Consider the following 16,427-nt stretch of genomic DNA (forward strand, 5'->3'; position numbering starts at 1 on the left):
GTCGTGCGTAACGTATCTTGAACGCCATTGTTCTGTGGGCGGTCGCAAAGTTTGGCAAATATTTGCTTTTCAAGGATGTCCGGCCGACCGACCTGCGGATAGCGCGTTTTGCACCCAGCCGAGCAAGGGATTGGCTCAACAAACATGCCGGAAAGATGGCTCTGGTGCGAGAATTCATTGCCGCGATCTCGGTTCCAAGTTATCGACCCGGGGCGCCGATGCGTCGGATACGGTCAATTGGTCTGGATTGGGTTGTGTTGATGGGCGCCGTTGATCTCCGAGATTCCCGGTCAACAATCATGTCGCGGGCGGCTGCGTGGACCCGGACAAAGGTCGGTCTGCTGGCGAATGTTGTCACTTTTTGTCTATGCACAGGGATTGCGTTCCGACGGCATATGTGGGCCCTTTTTTTCCACTATGACGGTGCATATGCGCTCCTCCTCGCGCAGAATCAGAACCTGCACCCGAATAGATTATTGGAATTTCCCAATGATTTTTTGCAGGGGATCGGCGGCGTCGCATTCCTCATAAATTATCGAATGCTTCCCTTCTTCTGGCCAATCAGGTTCATTTCCGATCCACTCGGAGCAAAACTTGCTGTCTATGTAGTAATTGCAGCAGCGATTTTTATGTTTGCCTACGGGTTGACTCGTTTATTGTCGCCAAGTCGTCCGGCCGCGATCGTCGCGGGCTGGTTGTTGGGACTCATTGCGACACCCGTTAGTCCGTGGCTGCCGATTTTCTATCCGATCCTCTACTCCGCGCCTGTATTCGTCCTCGTGGTGGTCTGGCCGCTTCTCGCGTTTTGGCTGATCTGCGCCATGGGGCGAGGGAGCATCCGTACCGACGTATTGCTGGGAGGTCTGCTTGCAGGGTGGTTGTTGTATTTGCTCGGCACGTGCCCATTCCTCGTACCAATCGTGGCCATAGGGACGCTTCCGTACCTCGCTCTGAGTTTGGCTCTCGCTCGAAGCGGCGTCGAACTACGACGCAAGGTGGCCGTGTTGACGGGAGTTCTCTCGATATCTCTTGCCCTCCGTTGGCCATGGTACGTAATCGGCTTGTTCCGCTACACCGCGCCCTCTATGTTTCCGGACGACTTCAACATTGTATACACGAGCGCCGAGTATGTTTCGATTATGTTCCAGCGGCAGCTTTTTGGCTGGACTGGACCTTTGCTTGTTGCTGCATCCGTCGCCGGCGCTGTTCTATCCATCCGCGCCGGAGCTGGGGGGCTACGCGCGGCGGCATGGACGCTGCTGATCACTATCGGAGCGTTCTTGTGCTTGGGAGTTATTGTACCAAACGTACGATGGATATTGCCGCCGCCGATCTACGTGGAAGTTGCGCTCTGGCCGCTCTATGCGATGTTTGCCGGATTAGCGCTCGTTGGCGCCGCCCGCGCGCTTGGCGCGCAGTTCTCCCGCTTCGCGCGAGCGCCAATCTATAACATCCGGTCGGAGTGGATATTGCCGTTGCCCGCGGCACTGGCGACTTTCATAATCGCGCATCATCCGCCAACACGCTCTGGCTTTCCATACCCTCCGCACAGCGCTGGAATCGTTGACATACTGCGCAAGAACGTTGCGCTCGGACCGGAAGCGGAGTTTCGCGGCCGCGTCGCCACAATTCTGCCGGTAGATTCGCAGGGCGGAGACCCCTGGACCCAACAGCAAACGCAGGCCGCTGAAGTCGCCACGGCGACCGGCAACGATTACTTGTCGATCGGCCTTTGGTATTATCTCGTGCCGACTCTCTTCGAGTACAATCAATTCATTTCGCCCGGATTCCACGCACTCATTAAACGCGCGCTACAAATCCCCCCTCTGCTGCATCAGCGAAACATCACAGTGATTACGACCCCGAATTTGCGCGTCATGGAGCTACTGGGGGTGCGATACATTATCGCGCCTGCGGCGGGGAATTCATTGGGCGCGATACGACAGGTCGATTCGGTAGTCGGGAAATCTTTGCAGCTTTCTGAACTACCCCGACCCAACCTCGCCAGCTACTCTCCGACCACCGTTGTGATACGGCACGATTTGAAATCCGCGCTGGACATTGTTGCGGACGACGACGTCGATCTTGCCGAGACGGCTGTGGTCTATGACGATGTCCCAGGCCCGCTCGTTCGGGCAAATTCAACATCGCTGTCCATGGTCGACGGCGACCTGCACTTAGCTGCGACAAGCACGGGTCGATCGCTCATCGTCGTGCCGGTCGAATATAGTCATTGCCTGGAATTGAGCCCCGCGCGAGGCGATGAGCCAGGAACAGGCGTGAGTCTAAAGCGAGTGCAAGGCGTCCTTACGGGCGTGGCGTTTGAGCATCAACTCGACGTCGTCTTGGCATTCCGGATGGGCCCATTGCACAATCCGCTGTGCCTCTTTGAGGATTATCAAGACTTCAAGATGCTGTCGCCATCGGCGCCTTCGGCGGGATCGCGCCAATAGCTAAACTATATGGGGGCTCGTGATGACGAAATCGTCAAGAGGCTTCGAGCGCTTCGTCACACGCAACGCTTTTGCGATCCGTGACGAAAGCCATCAATGGGTCATTTGCGACGCGTCGCAAGGCTCGGATTGCGGACTGTCAGAACGCCGTCATTCGTCTCAAAGCTTCCCAGCGCAGTCTCGAATCGGCTGTTGGGAGCGAAGTCGAAGACAAGCTCCCATCCGCCTTGCAGGAAAAGGCGGCGCAGTTCGGCATGCACTTCGGCGCCATGCGTGCCAATGTGGATCCGGCGCACCTTCGTCTTCAGGAAGTCGATCGCGGGCGGGAAAACCAGAATCTCGGATTGCTGGATGTCCGACTCGATATAATCGACGATATCGAACGGCGCGACGATGTCCCGCAGGGTGACGCAACTGACGAGCTTGATCTCGGCGGGCAGGTCATGGCCGGACACAAGATTTGTGATGAGGCCGGTGGTGTTGTGGAGAAGCAGACTCCGAAGGGCCGGCTTGCTTCGCCCCCATTGCGTAAGCTCCCGCGCATAGTTCTCGCGGGCGGCCTTCTCATTGGTGGCGAAGCTGTTCTGCGATCCGCTCCCCGGCGAGCCGATCGGGAAAAGCACCGGCTCGCTATTGCCGCCGATCGCCGAGCTCACGAGCCAATGGTCGGCAGGATTGACGCCATTGTCGCGCATATGCTGTTGCGTCCACGCGAGATTCTCGGGCACGGGTTCAACGGCGACGAGTTTGCAAGGCATGGGGTTCAGAGCGCGCAAAGCCATGCAAGCGCCGACCGCCTGGGCGCCGTAATTGGCCCCGAGCGTGATCATCACGAAGCGATCCCGGGCGTCTCTTGCGGCTTCCACCCAGTTCGCGGCTTCAAACCAAAGCTCGCCATCCTCGATTCGGGGAAGACGCGTGCGCACATCGCGTTCGATCTTGTCTTCAGGGGGGAAATTCGTCAGCGGCAAAAACTTGTGGTCGGTTTTTATCCCAAGGAAATCCGCGGAATAGCCGCCTGCCAGGCGGCCCGACCAAGGCGCGATGCCCGAAAAGACGTCGGCATATTCCACCAGCAGCGTTGGCTTTAGATCGGCGCTAGCGGTCTCTTCATGGCGAAAGCCGACAAACGTGCGATCGCTTTCGGGCCGCTTGATCACCAGACCCTGGCCGGTCGGCAGCTCCAGCACGGTATAGCCGCGCTTGGCGAAGAACGCATCTTCGGCGTCCTTCTGTCCGCGCAACACCAGCCAACCGTAGTCGTCGAGGATCACGGCGCCCGAAGGCACGACGCGGTCGAACAGGACCCCCAGCGTCTCCACCTCGGGTATTGCCGCATTGAGATCGATGTGAAGCCAGGCAATCTTTTCCGGCGTCCGTCCCTGCAACGCCTCAGGGAGAAAGCCTTTATGGACCGAGACTTCGGGCATTGAGGCGAACCGATCGCGCACCGATTCATAAAGCCCGGGACGCTGATAATGGACATTCGATTCAGCAATATAATTCGAACTCCGGCCGTATTCGCCATCAGCGGCGCGCGCCGGATCAATGCCGTCGAATGAATCGAAGAGATGCATGCGGCGACCGGAGCCTGCGATTCCGGCGGCCTGGTAAACCACGAACGACATATCGCCCTGGAAGACGCCACATTCCACGAAATCGCCCTCGGGGAGTTGCAAGGCCTGGCGGGCGGCCCAAACCAGCGTGTGCATACGCCATGCGATCGACTGGCGATTGTCGTATTGATCGTATTCATGCGCGCCGCGAACGCTTTCCCAAGCCTTGGCGAAAGCGGGGTCTTCGAAGAAGCCCATCGCCTTATCGATCGTGAGCAGGCGATCGCCCCAAAAAATGCTATGATGGTCATGCGCCAGGATTTCGCGGACAAAGAAATCAGTAAACGCGGCGCGCGTCTTGGGATCGGCCAAACGCTCAAGGAAAACGCGCTTCTTCTTGTCGTCGAAGGGAAGCGCAAACGGGTTGACCGCCGTTCGATTGAAAACAGCGGTAGCGCGATTGGCGGCGCGTGCGAAGAGTGATCTCGTCATCGGCTATGTTCAAATCCCACGGCTAACCATCACGGCTGGATCATGCCTTCTGCACGCCATCCATCGTCGCACTGCGATTGCCGCATGCTGCAATCACGAAATATTCAGAAGAATTCGCCCCGACTTTCCGCTCCGCATCAATTCCAGCGCGTCGTTGATCTTCTCAAGCGGAAATTCGTCAGTGATGATGCCGTCGTAGTTGATTTTCCCGGCTTCCGCGAGGCGCACCAGGCGGGGAATGTCGCGAGCGGGCTGGCACTGGCCGCCCTCCGATCCCTTCAGCACTTTGTCGAAATGCAGCGGCAAGGTATAGATTTCAACCTTCTCGCGCGGCACGCCGACGAGAATGCAGCGGCCCTTCTTGGCGGTGAGGTCGTAGCCAAGTTCAATCGGGCCTTTGACGCCAGTGGTCTCGATGACTTTGTCGACGCCGTCCGCTCCGACGAGCGCGCGGATTTTGCCGGCGACGTCGGCCTCCATCTCCGAATTGATGATATGCGTCGCGCCGAAGCGCTGGGCCATCGCGAGCTTGTTGTCGAGCCGATCTACGGCGATGATCGGATAAGCGCCGACCATCGCCGCGAACTGCACGACGTTCAGGCCGACGCCGCCGACGCCAAAGACGACCACGGATTCGCCCACGCCCACTTGCGCGTCATTGTTGATGACGCCGAGCGCCGTTGTGACCGCGCAGCCGAGTAGCGGCGCACTCCGTTTATCGATCGAGGCCGGCACTGGCGTGACGCGGTTTTCGGAAACAACGGCATATTCGTTGAATGTCGTCACCCAGCCCGCATTCACCTTGCGCCCGTTCCAGGAATAGGCCGGCGGCGTCGACTGCATGCCTTTGCCCGGCCGCCAGTGCATGATGACCAGATCGTCGCGCTTGCAACTGGTGACGCCTGGTCCCGTGTCGATCACGGTGGCGAGCGCTTCGTGCCCCAACAGGTGCGGCAGAAACTTGTCCGTCCCCTTGACGGCGTCGATCTCGTTGATCTGCGCGCCGCAAATGCTGGATGTGTGCACTTTGACCAGCACTTGCAGGAATGACAGCGCGTCGGGCAGCGCGATCTCGTCGACAACGAGAGGCTTGCGCGATTCGACGAGAATCGCGGCTTTGGCGGTTTTCACATCCATGGGTTTGTCCAGATCACTCGAAGTAAATGAATTCGTAGTCGCCGGTAAATCCGAACATATTGTAGAGCCATATCCACTCGGATGTGTGGAGAATGGATTCGGCGGTCAACGCCCAGCACTCAAGATTGTGCATCTCGGCGACATTACGGTAGCCTTCGACCATGATGTATTTGTTCTTGCCGACGCGCTCGATTTCCTGGACGGCGGTTTCAAGCTCGAACAGCCGCAGGTTGTGCAGCGTGCCTAACGAGATGACGAGATCGAAATTGTCGTCGCCATAGGGATAGGGGTCCTGAGCGCGGTAGGTATAAAGATAGGGTTTGACCTTTTCGTGCGCGTTCTTGAGGCCGTGCTGCGAAACGTCGAAACCGGTCACCTTCAGCCCCGGCAGTATTTTCTGCATTTCATAGAGCAGGAAGCCCTTGCCGCAGCCCACGTCCAGCACGCTGGAGCCGTCTTTCAGGCCATAGGTCTCGATCAGCGCCTTGGCGACGGGCGCCCAGCGTCCCTCGATGAACCGGTAACCGCCATAGCCGAAACGGCGATCGCCGTCCCAATAGTCGGCCTCGTATTCGCGCGCCTTGAGCGAACAGGCGATCTTGTCGTCGTTCATGCGCGCCATATAGTCGCGCTTCGTCGCCGTATGCAGTGGCGTGACAATTTCAAGCAAACGTCCCATTGAAATCCTCGATTGGAATGATCATCCGCGTCAAAAGCGAACGGCGCGGCGTATCGCTTGAGATTGGCGATGGCGCGAGCTGCGCCCGTTCAGGCGCGATCCCACCCCATAGCCAAGCCGCGAGCCTTCTAGGTGATCGAAGCGTGCTTGGCAAACCCGCTTATTTCGGAGGCTCGCCGCTCGGTTCAGTGAACGGACCATGCGGCGCTTGATGCCGGGCGACTGGAATAAAGCGGTTTGATCAGTGGAAAAAGGATACGCTTTCCATTGCAGGGGGTGAGCTCATAAATCCGGGTTGCGGACAGTCAGGACGCCGTCGTTCATCGAGAAATTGCCATAGGGGGTCTCAAAATCTGTGTTTGGCGCATAGGTGAAAATGATGTCCCAGCCTTCACGCCGGAACAAGTTTAAGAGCTTGCTATGCACGTCCTTGCCATGCGTTCCCAGATGGATGCGGCGGACCTTCCTCTTCAGGAGATTCATGAAAGGCGGAATGACGATGATTTCCGATTGCTGAATGTCGACCTCGAGATAGTCGACAAGATCGAAGGGACTGAGAATGTCGTCGAGCGTCACGGCGCTGACGAGTTTGATTTCGGCATTGAATTTGCCATCGCCTGTCAAGTTCTTCATCAACCCGGTGCTGTTCGAGAGCAGGAGGTTCTTGAGCGCTTCATCGCGCTGACGACTTGAGCTCAAAGCTTTGACGTAATTCTCGCGGGCTGCGGGCTCGTTGGTGGAAAAGGAGTTCTGCGCGCCTGTTCCCGGCGCCCCCACGGGAAAGAAAACCGGCTGGCGCGTGTCGCTGATCGCCGAGCCGACGATCCAGTGATCGTCCGGGTTGATTCCGTTGTCGAGGAAATGTTGCCTGACCCATTTCAGATTATCAGGTTCGGGTTCGACCGCGACGAGCTTGCATGGCATAGGATTGAGTTGTTGCAACACGCGATAGCTCCCCACGGCTTGCGCGCCATAACAGGCCCCGAGCGTAACCATGACGAACCGGCCGTTCGCCTCGCGCGCCGCTTCGACAGAATCGATGGATTCGAACCAGCCCTCCCCATCCGCCATCGTGGGAAGCCGCGTCTCGATGTGTTTGCCGCCGACTTCGTCACGCTTCATTCCGGTCCATTCCCGGAACATGGCGTCTGTCATCGCGCCCGTCCAGTCGGGATAGAAACCTTGTTTCGGCACGCCCGAATAGGGCGTCAGGCCATCGAAAGCATGGACATAGCTTGCCAGATCATTCACCTCTTCTATTTTCCGGCGCTGGTAGAGCGGCGTTCCGCTCTTGGCGCTCGATGGCCCCAAAGGCTCAGTCGGAATAGGTCTTCGGACGAGCGCGTCTGCGTTGTGGGCGGCAATGCTTGAGGGCTCAGCAGCGCTCCCATGCTTCAATCTCCGATCGATCACCGCTGCGAGATTGCCGATTTCATCGCGGATTTCGCCCAGCATATGAGTGGATTGGTCGAAACTCGCAAAAAAACGCTTCAGCACCGCGATGGGATTCATATCGCCCTGTCCTTCAGAATCTTTTGGCGAGCAACAACATGCGGGCGCACCCGTCAAGTTGGACTGGCGGAGGGGGCGGGATTCGAACCCGCGATACGGTTTCCCGCATACACACTTTCCAGGCGTGCGCCTTCAGCCGCTCGGCCACCCCTCCGCATTGCGCTTTTTGACGCAAGCAGCGCGCATATCACCGCGCCCGGTCGCAGCGCAAGTCGACAAAGGCGTTGGCGCGGGCAATCGGGGGACAGATCAACGCTTTGTTAGGTTGAATCGGCAGCCGAAAGTCGCCTGCCGGCGGCAATTGCTCGATTGGTCCGCATTGGAGCGCTCATTGCGCGCATCATGAGCGTAGACTACGATTCCATCGGCGCTCCAAAGCCGACGCCGCGTCAAGGCGAGATTCTGGAATATTCTGTCGATGAAGAAAATTCCTAATCCGATCGACAGACATGTTGGCGCCCGTTTGCGAATGCGGCGCATGCTGATGGGCCTGAGTCAGGAAAAGCTTGGAGTCGCCCTCAGCATCACGTTTCAGCAGATCCAGAAATATGAAAAAGGCGCCAACCGCATCGGCGCGAGCCGATTGCAGGAGCTCGCCCGGATCCTGCAGGTTCCTCCAGCTTTTTTCTTTGAAGGCGCGCCGTCGGGAGATGCGCCAGCAGCCGGCTTTGCCGAGCCGGAGGCCAGTTCTTACGTCGTCGACTTCCTTTTGACCTCGGAAGGGTTGCAGTTGAATAGAGCTTTCGCGCTTATCCGCGACCCCAAGGTGCGTCGGAGGATTCTCGATCTGGTGACCTCGCTCGCCCAGGATTCCGAAGAGCCGGCCAAGGGCGGTCCCGCCAAATCCTAGCAACCATGGGCAGGGCGTTCGTTATAAAGAACATATTCTATAGAATCGCTTGACCTGACGAACGACGCCTGTCAGAAACACGCCCTCTTTGGGCGCCTGCCGCGAACCCAACGCGTGAAATCTGACGCGTTGAGGTGGACCTGTTGCGCTTCAAGCCGACGCAATTGGAGACCTTTCGGTGACCCGCAAGAACTTTCAATTTACCAGTGAATCCGTTTCTGAAGGCCATCCCGACAAGGTCTGCGACCGGATATCGGATGAAATCGTCGATCTCTACTTTCGCGAAGGCGTGAAGGCCGGCATCGATCCCTACCAGATCCGCGTCGCCTGCGAGACGCTGGCGACCACCAACCGTATCGTGATCGCAGGCGAGGTTCGCGGCCCTAACCTAGGCGCCGGGGCTGTCGAAGACGCCGCGCGCGCGGCGGTCAAAGACATTGGCTACGAACAGGACGGCTTTCACTGGCGCAACGCCAATGTTGAAATCCTGCTGCACGCCCAATCGGCCGATATCGCGCAGGGCGTCGACGCCTTGGGCAATAAGGACGAGGGCGCAGGCGACCAGGGCATCATGTTCGGCTACGCCTGCAACGAGACGCCCGAACTGATGCCGGCGCCGCTCTATTATGCGCATAAAATCTTGAAGAATCTCTCGGACGCTCGCCGCTCGGGCGCCGAAAAACACCTCGGGCCCGACGCCAAGAGCCAGGTGACGGTGCGCTACGAAAACGGCAAGCCGGTCGAAGCGACGCAGATCGTCGTCTCGCACCAGCATACCGACGAATCCCTGTCGTCAGACGACGTCAGCCGCATCGTGCGTCCCTACGTCGAGAAGGCGCTGCCGGCCGGCTGGATCACGCCCAAGACCGTCTGGCACATCAATCCGACCGGCAAATTCTTCATCGGCGGCCCCGACGGCGATTGCGGCCTTACCGGGCGCAAGATCATCGTTGACACCTACGGCGGCGCCGCGCCGCATGGCGGGGGCGCGTTTTCGGGCAAGGATCCCACCAAGGTCGATCGCTCGGCCGCCTATGCCGCCCGCTATCTCGCCAAAAACGTTGTCGCCGCGGGTTTTGCCGAGCGCTGCACGATCCAATTGTCCTATGCGATCGGCGTCGCCCGGCCGCTGTCGATATATGCCGATCTGCACGGCACGGGGCATATCGACGAGGGCAAGCTCGAGACGGCGCTGATGGACGTCATGAACCTCTCGCAACGCGGCATCCGCGAACATCTCGGCTTGAACAAGCCGATCTATGCGCGCACCTCCGCCTATGGCCATTTCGGCCGACAGCCCGACGCCGACGGCGGCTTCTCATGGGAAAAGACCGATCTGGCGAGCCAGTTGCGCGGCCTCGTCTCCTGACGGGCTTTGACGCGGACGAAGCGCCGCGGCGCGCGCTCTATGGGCGCAGCCGCGGCAAGACGCTGCGCACCTATCACGCGTCGCTGATCGCCGAGCGCCTGCCGAAGCTCGAGATCGATCCGGCGACGCTCGGCGACGGCGCCGGGCTCTTTCCCTTTACGCCCAAAGAGATCTGGCTTGAGATCGGTTTTGGCGGCGGCGAGCATCTGCTGGCCCAGGCCAAAGCCCATCGCGATGTCGGCTTCATCGGCTGCGAGCCTTTCATCAACGGCGTCGCCAAGGCGCTGGCCGGCGTCGAGGAGGAGCGGCTCGACAATATCAGGCTGCGCGCGGGCGACGCGGGCGCGCTGATCGCCCATTTGCCGGCGGCTTCCCTGTCCCGCGCCTTCATCCTCTACCCCGACCCTTGGCCCAAGCGCCGGCAGAACAAGCGCCGGCTGATCTCAGAGCCTATGATCGGCGAACTCGCCCGGGTGCTGCGTCCCGGGGCCGAATTGCGCTTCGCCACCGATATCGACGATTACGCGGGCTGGACGCTGCGGCGCTTCCTCGCGTCGCCGGATTTTGTCTGGCGCGCCGGCGAGGCCGACGATTGGCGCCGAACATGGCCCGATTGGGAGGGTACGCGCTATGAAGCCAAAGCGCTGCGCGAGGGGCGCCGGCCGGTTTATCTGACCTTTTCGCGTATCTGATCGCGCAGCGCCTTGTCGATCAGCGCGGCGATGCTTTCGCCCAGAATCGCTTTGGGATCGGAATCCTCCGCGGAATTAGCGAAATGGCCGGAATGGACCAGGCTCGCCACGCCATGCGCGACCGCCCAGATCTGCGCGCCGAGCCGGCGCCCGTCGGCGTCCGAAGCGCCGGCGCCGCCAAGCACCGCCGCGGCGGCGGCGCGCAGCGCGCCGAGCGCGGCCAGGCTTGAAGCCAGCGCCGAGGGATCGCCGAGCACGCGCGCATCGCCGAACATCGCGGCGTAATAGCCGGGCTCGTCCCGCGCAAAATCGAGATAGGCCTCGCCCATGCGCCATAAAGCTGCGACCGGGCCGGGCAGTCCGCCGCCCCAGGCCTGGTTGAGGCGCGCGCCGAAAGCGTCGAAGCCGCGCCGCGCCAGTTCGCTGAGCAAAGCGTTGCGGTCGGTGAAATGCCGATAGGGCGCCGCCGGCGTGACGCCGGCGAGCTTGGCCGCTTCGGCGAGGGTGAAGCCCGCGGCGCCGCGTTCGGCGATCAGCGCGCGCGCGGCCTCGACCAGCGTGTCCTTCAGGCTGCCATGATGATAGCCGCGCCGCGCCGCCGCGGCGGCGAAAAAGGGGTCGCGGAAGCGATGACTCATATCCGGTAGATTACAGATTCTTGCATGGCTCGCGAGTAAATTGGCGCAAGACCGCGCGCCGATCCAGTTTACTCCCGCGAATCGCGATTTATCAAAGGTTTACGAGGCGGTTTAGTTTCGCGCGCCGCGGAATGCGCGGTCTCAACGCGCGCGAATCGCTGAATTGACATATTGAACGAATTTCGTATGGTTCGTTCATGTCCAATTCGCCCTCACGTCCCGAGACTGACGAAAACGCCCGGCTCAAGCGCATCATCCGCGCCGCCGAGGAGGCGTTCAAGCGGTTCGGCTTCCGCGCCGTCACGATGGAGCTGGTGGCGCGCGAGGCCAGCGTCGCCAAGGCGACCCTCTACAGTCATTTCGAGAACAAGGATGCGCTTTATCTCGCGGTCTGCGCGCGTATGGCGCGCCTGCTGCGCTGCGCGGTCGAGCGGGCGCTGGCGCAACCCGAGACGCCGCTCGATGCGCGCCTCGCGCAAAGCGTGATCGCCAAGCACCGGATGGTGTTCGCGCTCGTGCGCGGCTCGGCGCATGCCGCCGAGCTCTTTTCCGCCAAGGACGCGATGGCCGGCGACATTTTCGCCGCGCTCGACGAAGCGATCCTCAAGGCGCTGGCCGATGCGATGGCCGCCGACGCCGCGCTTGCGCCGAGCGCCGCGCGGCTCGCGCGCGCGCTTTATCTGGGCGGCGCGGAGCTGGCGAGCCGCAGCGCCAGCGCCGCCGAAATGGAGAACGAACTTGCCGCCTTCGCCGCCGTGCATCTGGCCGGCGCGCGGACCCTTGCAGGAAAGGAAAGCCAGATATGACCGAACCCACCTTCGCCTCCAACCGCGCGCGCCTCGAGCATGTCTTCGCGCAAACCGCCAAGGGCGACGGCCGTCCCTTCCTCGACGCCTTGGCCGAAGACGCGAACTGGACGATCAGGGGGACGACCGGCTGGTCGAAAACCTATCGCGGCAAGGCCGCGATCCTCAACGATCTGATCGCGCCGCTGCGCCGCGTCCTGGCGCAGCCGATGAAGACCCATGCGCGGCGCTTCATCGCCGAAGGCGACATTGTCGTGGTGGAGGGGCGCGGCCAGAACGTCACCCGCGACGGCCGGCCCTATGAGAACGATTATTGCTGGCTGTTCGAATTCCGCAACGGCCAGGTCGCCGCGCTCACCGAATATGCCGATACAGAGCTGTTCCGCTCCGCGCTTGGCGAGCCGGGGTGAGCGTTTGAGCATCGCGAGCCTGCGGCCAAGTTTGCCGTCACGGATGTCGACTCAATTCCCACTTGCTGGCGGGCTATCGGCATTTCCGTTGAGGCCAAGCTCGATGGCGCCCTTTCGACGGCATGCCACAAACTGGTCCTGGAAAGTACGTCGTCAAACGAATTGGTGTCTGGTTAAGGAGCCACGCATGGGGCGAATACTGCCGCCCAGCGACAACGCGCAGGTGCAGCCGATTCCGCCATGGCCATTGCCGGGCGTGAACCCTGCGGCAAGGCATTCCGGATTCATCTCGAACGCGAATGACGGCGTCGAGAGCGCGAGCGCGGACACTATGATGGCAATTTTCAACATCGCACCCCCCAGGTCTCGAACGGCTCAGCCATTGAGAGTTTTAGGCGGCGAGCCGCCAAGCAATAATCCCTTTTCGCTTTCCATACTCAATGATCTGCCCACGTTTGGCGCGCATCCCAAGTGTCCAGATGGCCGCCATCGCGACGGCATGACGAAGTACGCCGTCATGCTCGTCTAGCAGGCTGTTGAAAAAGGCCCTGGCCACGGGAACGGGTCGCGGAGCCATCCGACCCCGGCAGAGCTTCGTCAGGCGGCTTTCCCAAGTCGGCGGAGCGGTCTGCCCGCTTACGCCTTCACCATTTCGGTCCGGTATTTCGGCAGCAGCGTAGCGAGAAGCCGGCCCTTCTCTGCTTGCTCTTCCTTGCTGGGCTTCGGCGGCGGCGACGTCCGGCTGTCGACGGGGAAGCCGACCGCTAGGAAGAACTCCTCTTGCCCAGCCGGCGTGCACATGCAGAGCATATGCGCCATCTTACCGGACTTGTTTTTGAACACATGCGGAGCGTTCGCTGGGACATTGACGGTAGACCCAGCGCGGACGGTTTGTGTCTCGCTGCGGAAGGTGAACTCCAACTCGCCCTCCAGCAGAGTGAACATTTCCTCGAAATCGTGGCGGTGCGGCGGTGGGCCGCCGCCGTCGGGAACGAGCATGTCGATGAGGCAATAACGCCCGGCTGTCTGAGCGCCCGATACCAGAATCGTGTAGTTGTTGCCGACGACTGAGATGCGCGGCATTCCGACCCCGTCCGGATCGGCGACGGTCAATCGACGCTTTGGGTCGTCGGGCGGAATTGTGGGGATCGGTTGCGAAGTCGTGTTTGGGGTGTCAGTCATTTCGCGTCTCCTTGCTCGGCTCACAGGTCAGGAGCCTCTCCGGGCGGTCAGAATGACGGGTCGGCCATTTGGGGTCGCCGCCAGTCCGATAATGAAGTCGAACGCTGTCGAACGCGACGGTCTGCCTCCGAAAACCGGAAATCGCTCCGTGCGCGCGCGGCGATCATCCGATCGGTCCTCAATCGACCGGAAGCATCGGCGGATTGGCGGCGATCAAAGGAACGAGCTTCATGCCTTGTGGCGTGGCCCAATTATGTACCAGTTCCGCGACCATCGTGTTGGTCGACGTCAACCAGACGCCGGCCCGCTCCATCCTCCGCCGTGACGTTTCTTCGCCGATCTCGAAACTCGAACCGCTCGCATCGAGCACAGCCTGGACCTCAAAGCCCGCTTCGACCGCGCTGATCGCTGGAAAGACAAGGCAGATATCGGTGGTGACCGCGGCCATTATCAACTGACGCCGGCCGGTCGCCTCGACCGCTTTCTTGAAGTTAGGGTCGTCCCAAGCATTGACTATGCCAGTCCGTTTGATTCGCGCGGCATAGGCGTCGGACAGCGCGCGCTGGAGGGACTGATGGAGTGGCCCTTGCATATGATCTTCCATGCTTGATGTCATGACGATCGGCATCTCAAAGGCGAGCGCGGCCTTGCCGAGCACGACGGCATTGCGAATCGACTGATCGGAAGTGATATTCTTGATCAATTGTATCGTTCCAACCTGATGATCGATCAGCACGAGGGCGCAGGTATCCGGCTTGAAATGCGGTGAGCTCGTCATTGAATATCCTTCCATTTCTCGAACAAACATTGTGCAAGCGAGTAGCGGTCCCCCGGCGCGACTTTTGAGCGTTAAGCCACAGCGCTCCTTGCGCTGAGGCGCTCCACGCTCAGCGCGTCGACCCGGCAGTCGACCATAGCGACATTTCCTTTGTGGACCGTCACGACAGGTCATTGGTCCGAGACCGCCGCTCCTGCCTATGGGTATGAGGTTCGTCGGCGATGTTTGTTCGCCATCCGAAAGGTGGGTTGCGCGCTGCGCAGAGCCTCTCCCGAAACTAGCGGTAGCAGTCTTCTGGCTCACTGACGTTCAAGATTCCGCAAGATGTTCAAAATCAAGGAAGGAATTTGATCGTGCCGCCGGGTTGTTGCGGATCAGTTCGCGGACACTCCTCGCCAGGAGAGTCAAGCGACTGGGTGATCTGCTATCGTCGCAGCAATAGCGCATCGGCCTCACCCAATTAACGTCAGAGACCCATTCTTGGGTGATCGAGAATTAGGCATTGCGCTTCCGATATCTCGTCGCATGAATGCGCGAGGCAGCGAGGCGAGGAAGGGGCCGTACTCAACGGCAAGCCGATTACACGGACAGGACCCTGGACTAAGATTTCCAGTCCCGCCGATAGGCGCCCGGCGTTGTTCCAAGCTGCTTCTTGAATGCGGTCGCGAAGTGTTGCGATGAAGAAAACCCACACTCTAATGCGATTTCGCTCATCGCATGCTGGCTCGAAGCCAACAGGCTCTTTGCTCGTTCGAGCCGCCGCAGCAACACAAATTGCCATGGAGAGGTTCCGGTGGCGGCGCGAAGGCTCGAAGTAATCTCCGTTGTCGAACAACCGATCGCGCGGCCCAGGTCAACAACGCTGAGATCGTCCGCAAGGTGACTTTCGACGTATTCGAATAAACGGTTGAGCTGACGGTTGTTGAGGGCGCGAGGCCCATCCGGCCTTTGGAAATCGGATCGCGACGCGCGAACCAGAAGAGTCACTAGGGCGATGCTAAGCCCGTCGGCCTCGAGTCTTGTGATTCCTTCGGCGCTTTCTTGCCAAATGCGTTCAACGAGTTGCATGACCAACTCGTCTCTCTGGCATTCGGCGTGAAGACGACCCAGATCGCTGCGGTCGCCGAGATGCTCTTTGAACGCGTCGGGCGAGAACTCTAGCGCCAGGAAGTCGACTTCGGATGAAAGTTCGCAGCTACTGACCAAATTCGCAGGCGCCACGTTGTAATGTCGGTCAAGAGAGCTCCTGATTCGTCCAGCGCCGTAATCCACTATCTTGGAGCCATCCCTGCGGGAGCGGTTCATGCGGATCGAGATTCCTTTCACAGGAGGCGTGCTAAAATGGTCAGCCAAGCGGCGAGGCGCGCGGAAGAGCGCCAGCGACCCTGCCATTCTATGTTCTTGCTGGAACGGGCAAGAACGCCAGAAGTGTTCGGCAAACGTGTCGGGTCCCAGGCGTTCCGTAAGCGTCGAGTTCGATTGTGCTACCGGCTGTCGCCGCAGCGCCGAATGCTCAAATCCTGAGCTTGAAAGCTTCACGTCTCGGTTCCCCTTGATCGCATGCTGCGTCGTCGAATGTCTAAAGAGTTTAGATTCTGCCATAGCTTTCCTCTCGAGGTCACGCGCTATTCGGATCAATCTCTCACCCTGGTGACCCTCACTAGCAGGCTATTCAAAAAAGGCTCTGGCCACGGGAACCGTGGCGTGATTCTGTACGTCCGCGCTGCTGCGGGGACTGAATCATGCGAGGCGGGGACGAACGGTCTGGATCTCTCTTCAGTTATGTGATCTCGAATCTCGGGTTGGAAAGAGCCACCCGTTGCGCACGATCTGAGCTATCGTGAACGAGGCCCTTGCGGCGCTGGCGGGTGAG

General features: G+C 60.1%; 15 protein-coding genes and 1 tRNA gene. 7 read left to right on the forward strand and 9 right to left on the reverse strand.

Annotated elements, in window-relative coordinates; genetic code table 11:
- The first annotated feature begins 17 nt into the window (after positions 1-17).
- Entirely contained in the window at positions 18-2,453 is a 2,436-nt protein-coding gene (locus GSQ90_RS02145) for a hypothetical protein (protein WP_158812823.1), read from the forward strand.
- Positions 2,454-2,554: 101 nt separating this feature from the next.
- Here the strand turns inward: GSQ90_RS02145 and GSQ90_RS02150 are convergent, their stop codons facing one another.
- The 5 genes from GSQ90_RS02150 to GSQ90_RS02170 form a co-directional block, all read right to left on the reverse strand.
- Positions 2,555-4,501: a TylF/MycF/NovP-related O-methyltransferase gene (locus GSQ90_RS02150; protein ID WP_158812824.1), complete on the reverse strand. Its 1,947-nt coding sequence runs from the start codon at positions 4,499-4,501 to the stop codon at positions 2,555-2,557.
- Positions 4,502-4,594: 93 nt separating this feature from the next.
- Positions 4,595-5,638, reverse strand: coding sequence for a zinc-binding dehydrogenase (locus tag GSQ90_RS02155; protein ID WP_158812825.1), 1,044 nt, complete (start codon positions 5,636-5,638; stop codon positions 4,595-4,597).
- 13 nt (positions 5,639-5,651) lie between these two features.
- Complete coding sequence (locus GSQ90_RS02160) at positions 5,652-6,317, reverse strand: class I SAM-dependent methyltransferase (protein ID WP_158812827.1); 666 nt, start codon at positions 6,315-6,317, stop codon at positions 5,652-5,654.
- Positions 6,318-6,599: 282 nt separating this feature from the next.
- On the reverse strand, positions 6,600-7,829 hold the full coding sequence (locus tag GSQ90_RS02165; protein WP_158812829.1) for an FkbM family methyltransferase: 1,230 nt from the start codon (positions 7,827-7,829) through the stop codon (positions 6,600-6,602).
- Positions 7,830-7,893: 64 nt separating this feature from the next.
- A tRNA-Ser gene (locus GSQ90_RS02170) sits at positions 7,894-7,983 on the reverse strand.
- A 264-nt stretch (positions 7,984-8,247) separates the two neighbouring features.
- On the opposite strand from GSQ90_RS02170, the gene GSQ90_RS02175 reads away from it, so the two are divergent.
- From GSQ90_RS02175 to trmB, 3 genes are all read left to right on the forward strand, one after another.
- A complete protein-coding gene (locus GSQ90_RS02175; RefSeq protein ID WP_158812831.1) occupies positions 8,248-8,679 on the forward strand; it encodes a helix-turn-helix domain-containing protein in 432 nt (143 codons plus the stop codon).
- Positions 8,680-8,857: 178 nt separating this feature from the next.
- Positions 8,858-10,048: a methionine adenosyltransferase gene (gene metK / locus GSQ90_RS02180; RefSeq protein WP_158812833.1), complete on the forward strand. Its 1,191-nt coding sequence runs from the start codon at positions 8,858-8,860 to the stop codon at positions 10,046-10,048.
- Entirely contained in the window at positions 10,000-10,740 is a 741-nt protein-coding gene (trmB, locus tag GSQ90_RS02185; RefSeq protein ID WP_158812835.1) for a tRNA (guanosine(46)-N7)-methyltransferase TrmB, read from the forward strand. The genes metK and trmB overlap by 49 nt, the downstream gene beginning before the upstream one ends.
- Here the strand turns inward: trmB and GSQ90_RS02190 are convergent.
- Complete coding sequence (locus GSQ90_RS02190) at positions 10,716-11,378, reverse strand: TetR/AcrR family transcriptional regulator (protein ID WP_158812837.1); 663 nt, start codon at positions 11,376-11,378, stop codon at positions 10,716-10,718. The two genes, trmB and GSQ90_RS02190, sit on opposite strands and share 25 nt — an antisense overlap.
- A gap of 197 nt (positions 11,379-11,575) precedes the next feature.
- Here GSQ90_RS02190 and GSQ90_RS02195 point away from each other — a divergent pair, with 197 nt between their 5' ends.
- From GSQ90_RS02195 to GSQ90_RS02205, 3 genes are all read left to right on the forward strand, one after another.
- Positions 11,576-12,184, forward strand: a complete 609-nt coding sequence (locus GSQ90_RS02195; RefSeq protein WP_158812839.1) for a TetR/AcrR family transcriptional regulator — start codon at positions 11,576-11,578, stop codon at positions 12,182-12,184.
- Positions 12,181-12,594, forward strand: a complete 414-nt coding sequence (locus tag GSQ90_RS02200) for a nuclear transport factor 2 family protein (protein WP_158812840.1) — start codon at positions 12,181-12,183, stop codon at positions 12,592-12,594. Before GSQ90_RS02195 ends, GSQ90_RS02200 begins: the two co-directional genes overlap by 4 nt.
- Positions 12,595-12,781: 187 nt before the next feature.
- Complete coding sequence (locus GSQ90_RS02205) at positions 12,782-13,123, forward strand: hypothetical protein (RefSeq protein ID WP_158812842.1); 342 nt, start codon at positions 12,782-12,784, stop codon at positions 13,121-13,123.
- A gap of 107 nt (positions 13,124-13,230) precedes the next feature.
- On the opposite strand, the gene GSQ90_RS02210 is transcribed toward GSQ90_RS02205, so the two are convergent.
- From GSQ90_RS02210 to GSQ90_RS02220, 3 genes are all read right to left on the reverse strand, one after another.
- Positions 13,231-13,776 carry a cupin domain-containing protein gene (locus GSQ90_RS02210; RefSeq protein WP_158812844.1) on the reverse strand — a complete coding sequence of 182 codons (546 nt, stop codon included), beginning with the start codon at positions 13,774-13,776 and terminating at the stop codon, positions 13,231-13,233.
- A 178-nt stretch (positions 13,777-13,954) separates the two neighbouring features.
- On the reverse strand, positions 13,955-14,554 hold the full coding sequence (locus GSQ90_RS02215) for an isochorismatase family protein (protein WP_158812846.1): 600 nt from the start codon (positions 14,552-14,554) through the stop codon (positions 13,955-13,957).
- Between the two features lie 600 nt (positions 14,555-15,154).
- Complete coding sequence (locus tag GSQ90_RS02220) at positions 15,155-16,093, reverse strand: helix-turn-helix domain-containing protein (protein WP_158812848.1); 939 nt, start codon at positions 16,091-16,093, stop codon at positions 15,155-15,157.
- Between the last annotated feature and the right edge of the window lie 334 nt (positions 16,094-16,427).

Source organism: Methylocapsa sp. S129 (genome assembly GCF_009765995.1).
Lineage (GTDB): Bacteria > Pseudomonadota > Alphaproteobacteria > Rhizobiales > Beijerinckiaceae > Roseiarcus.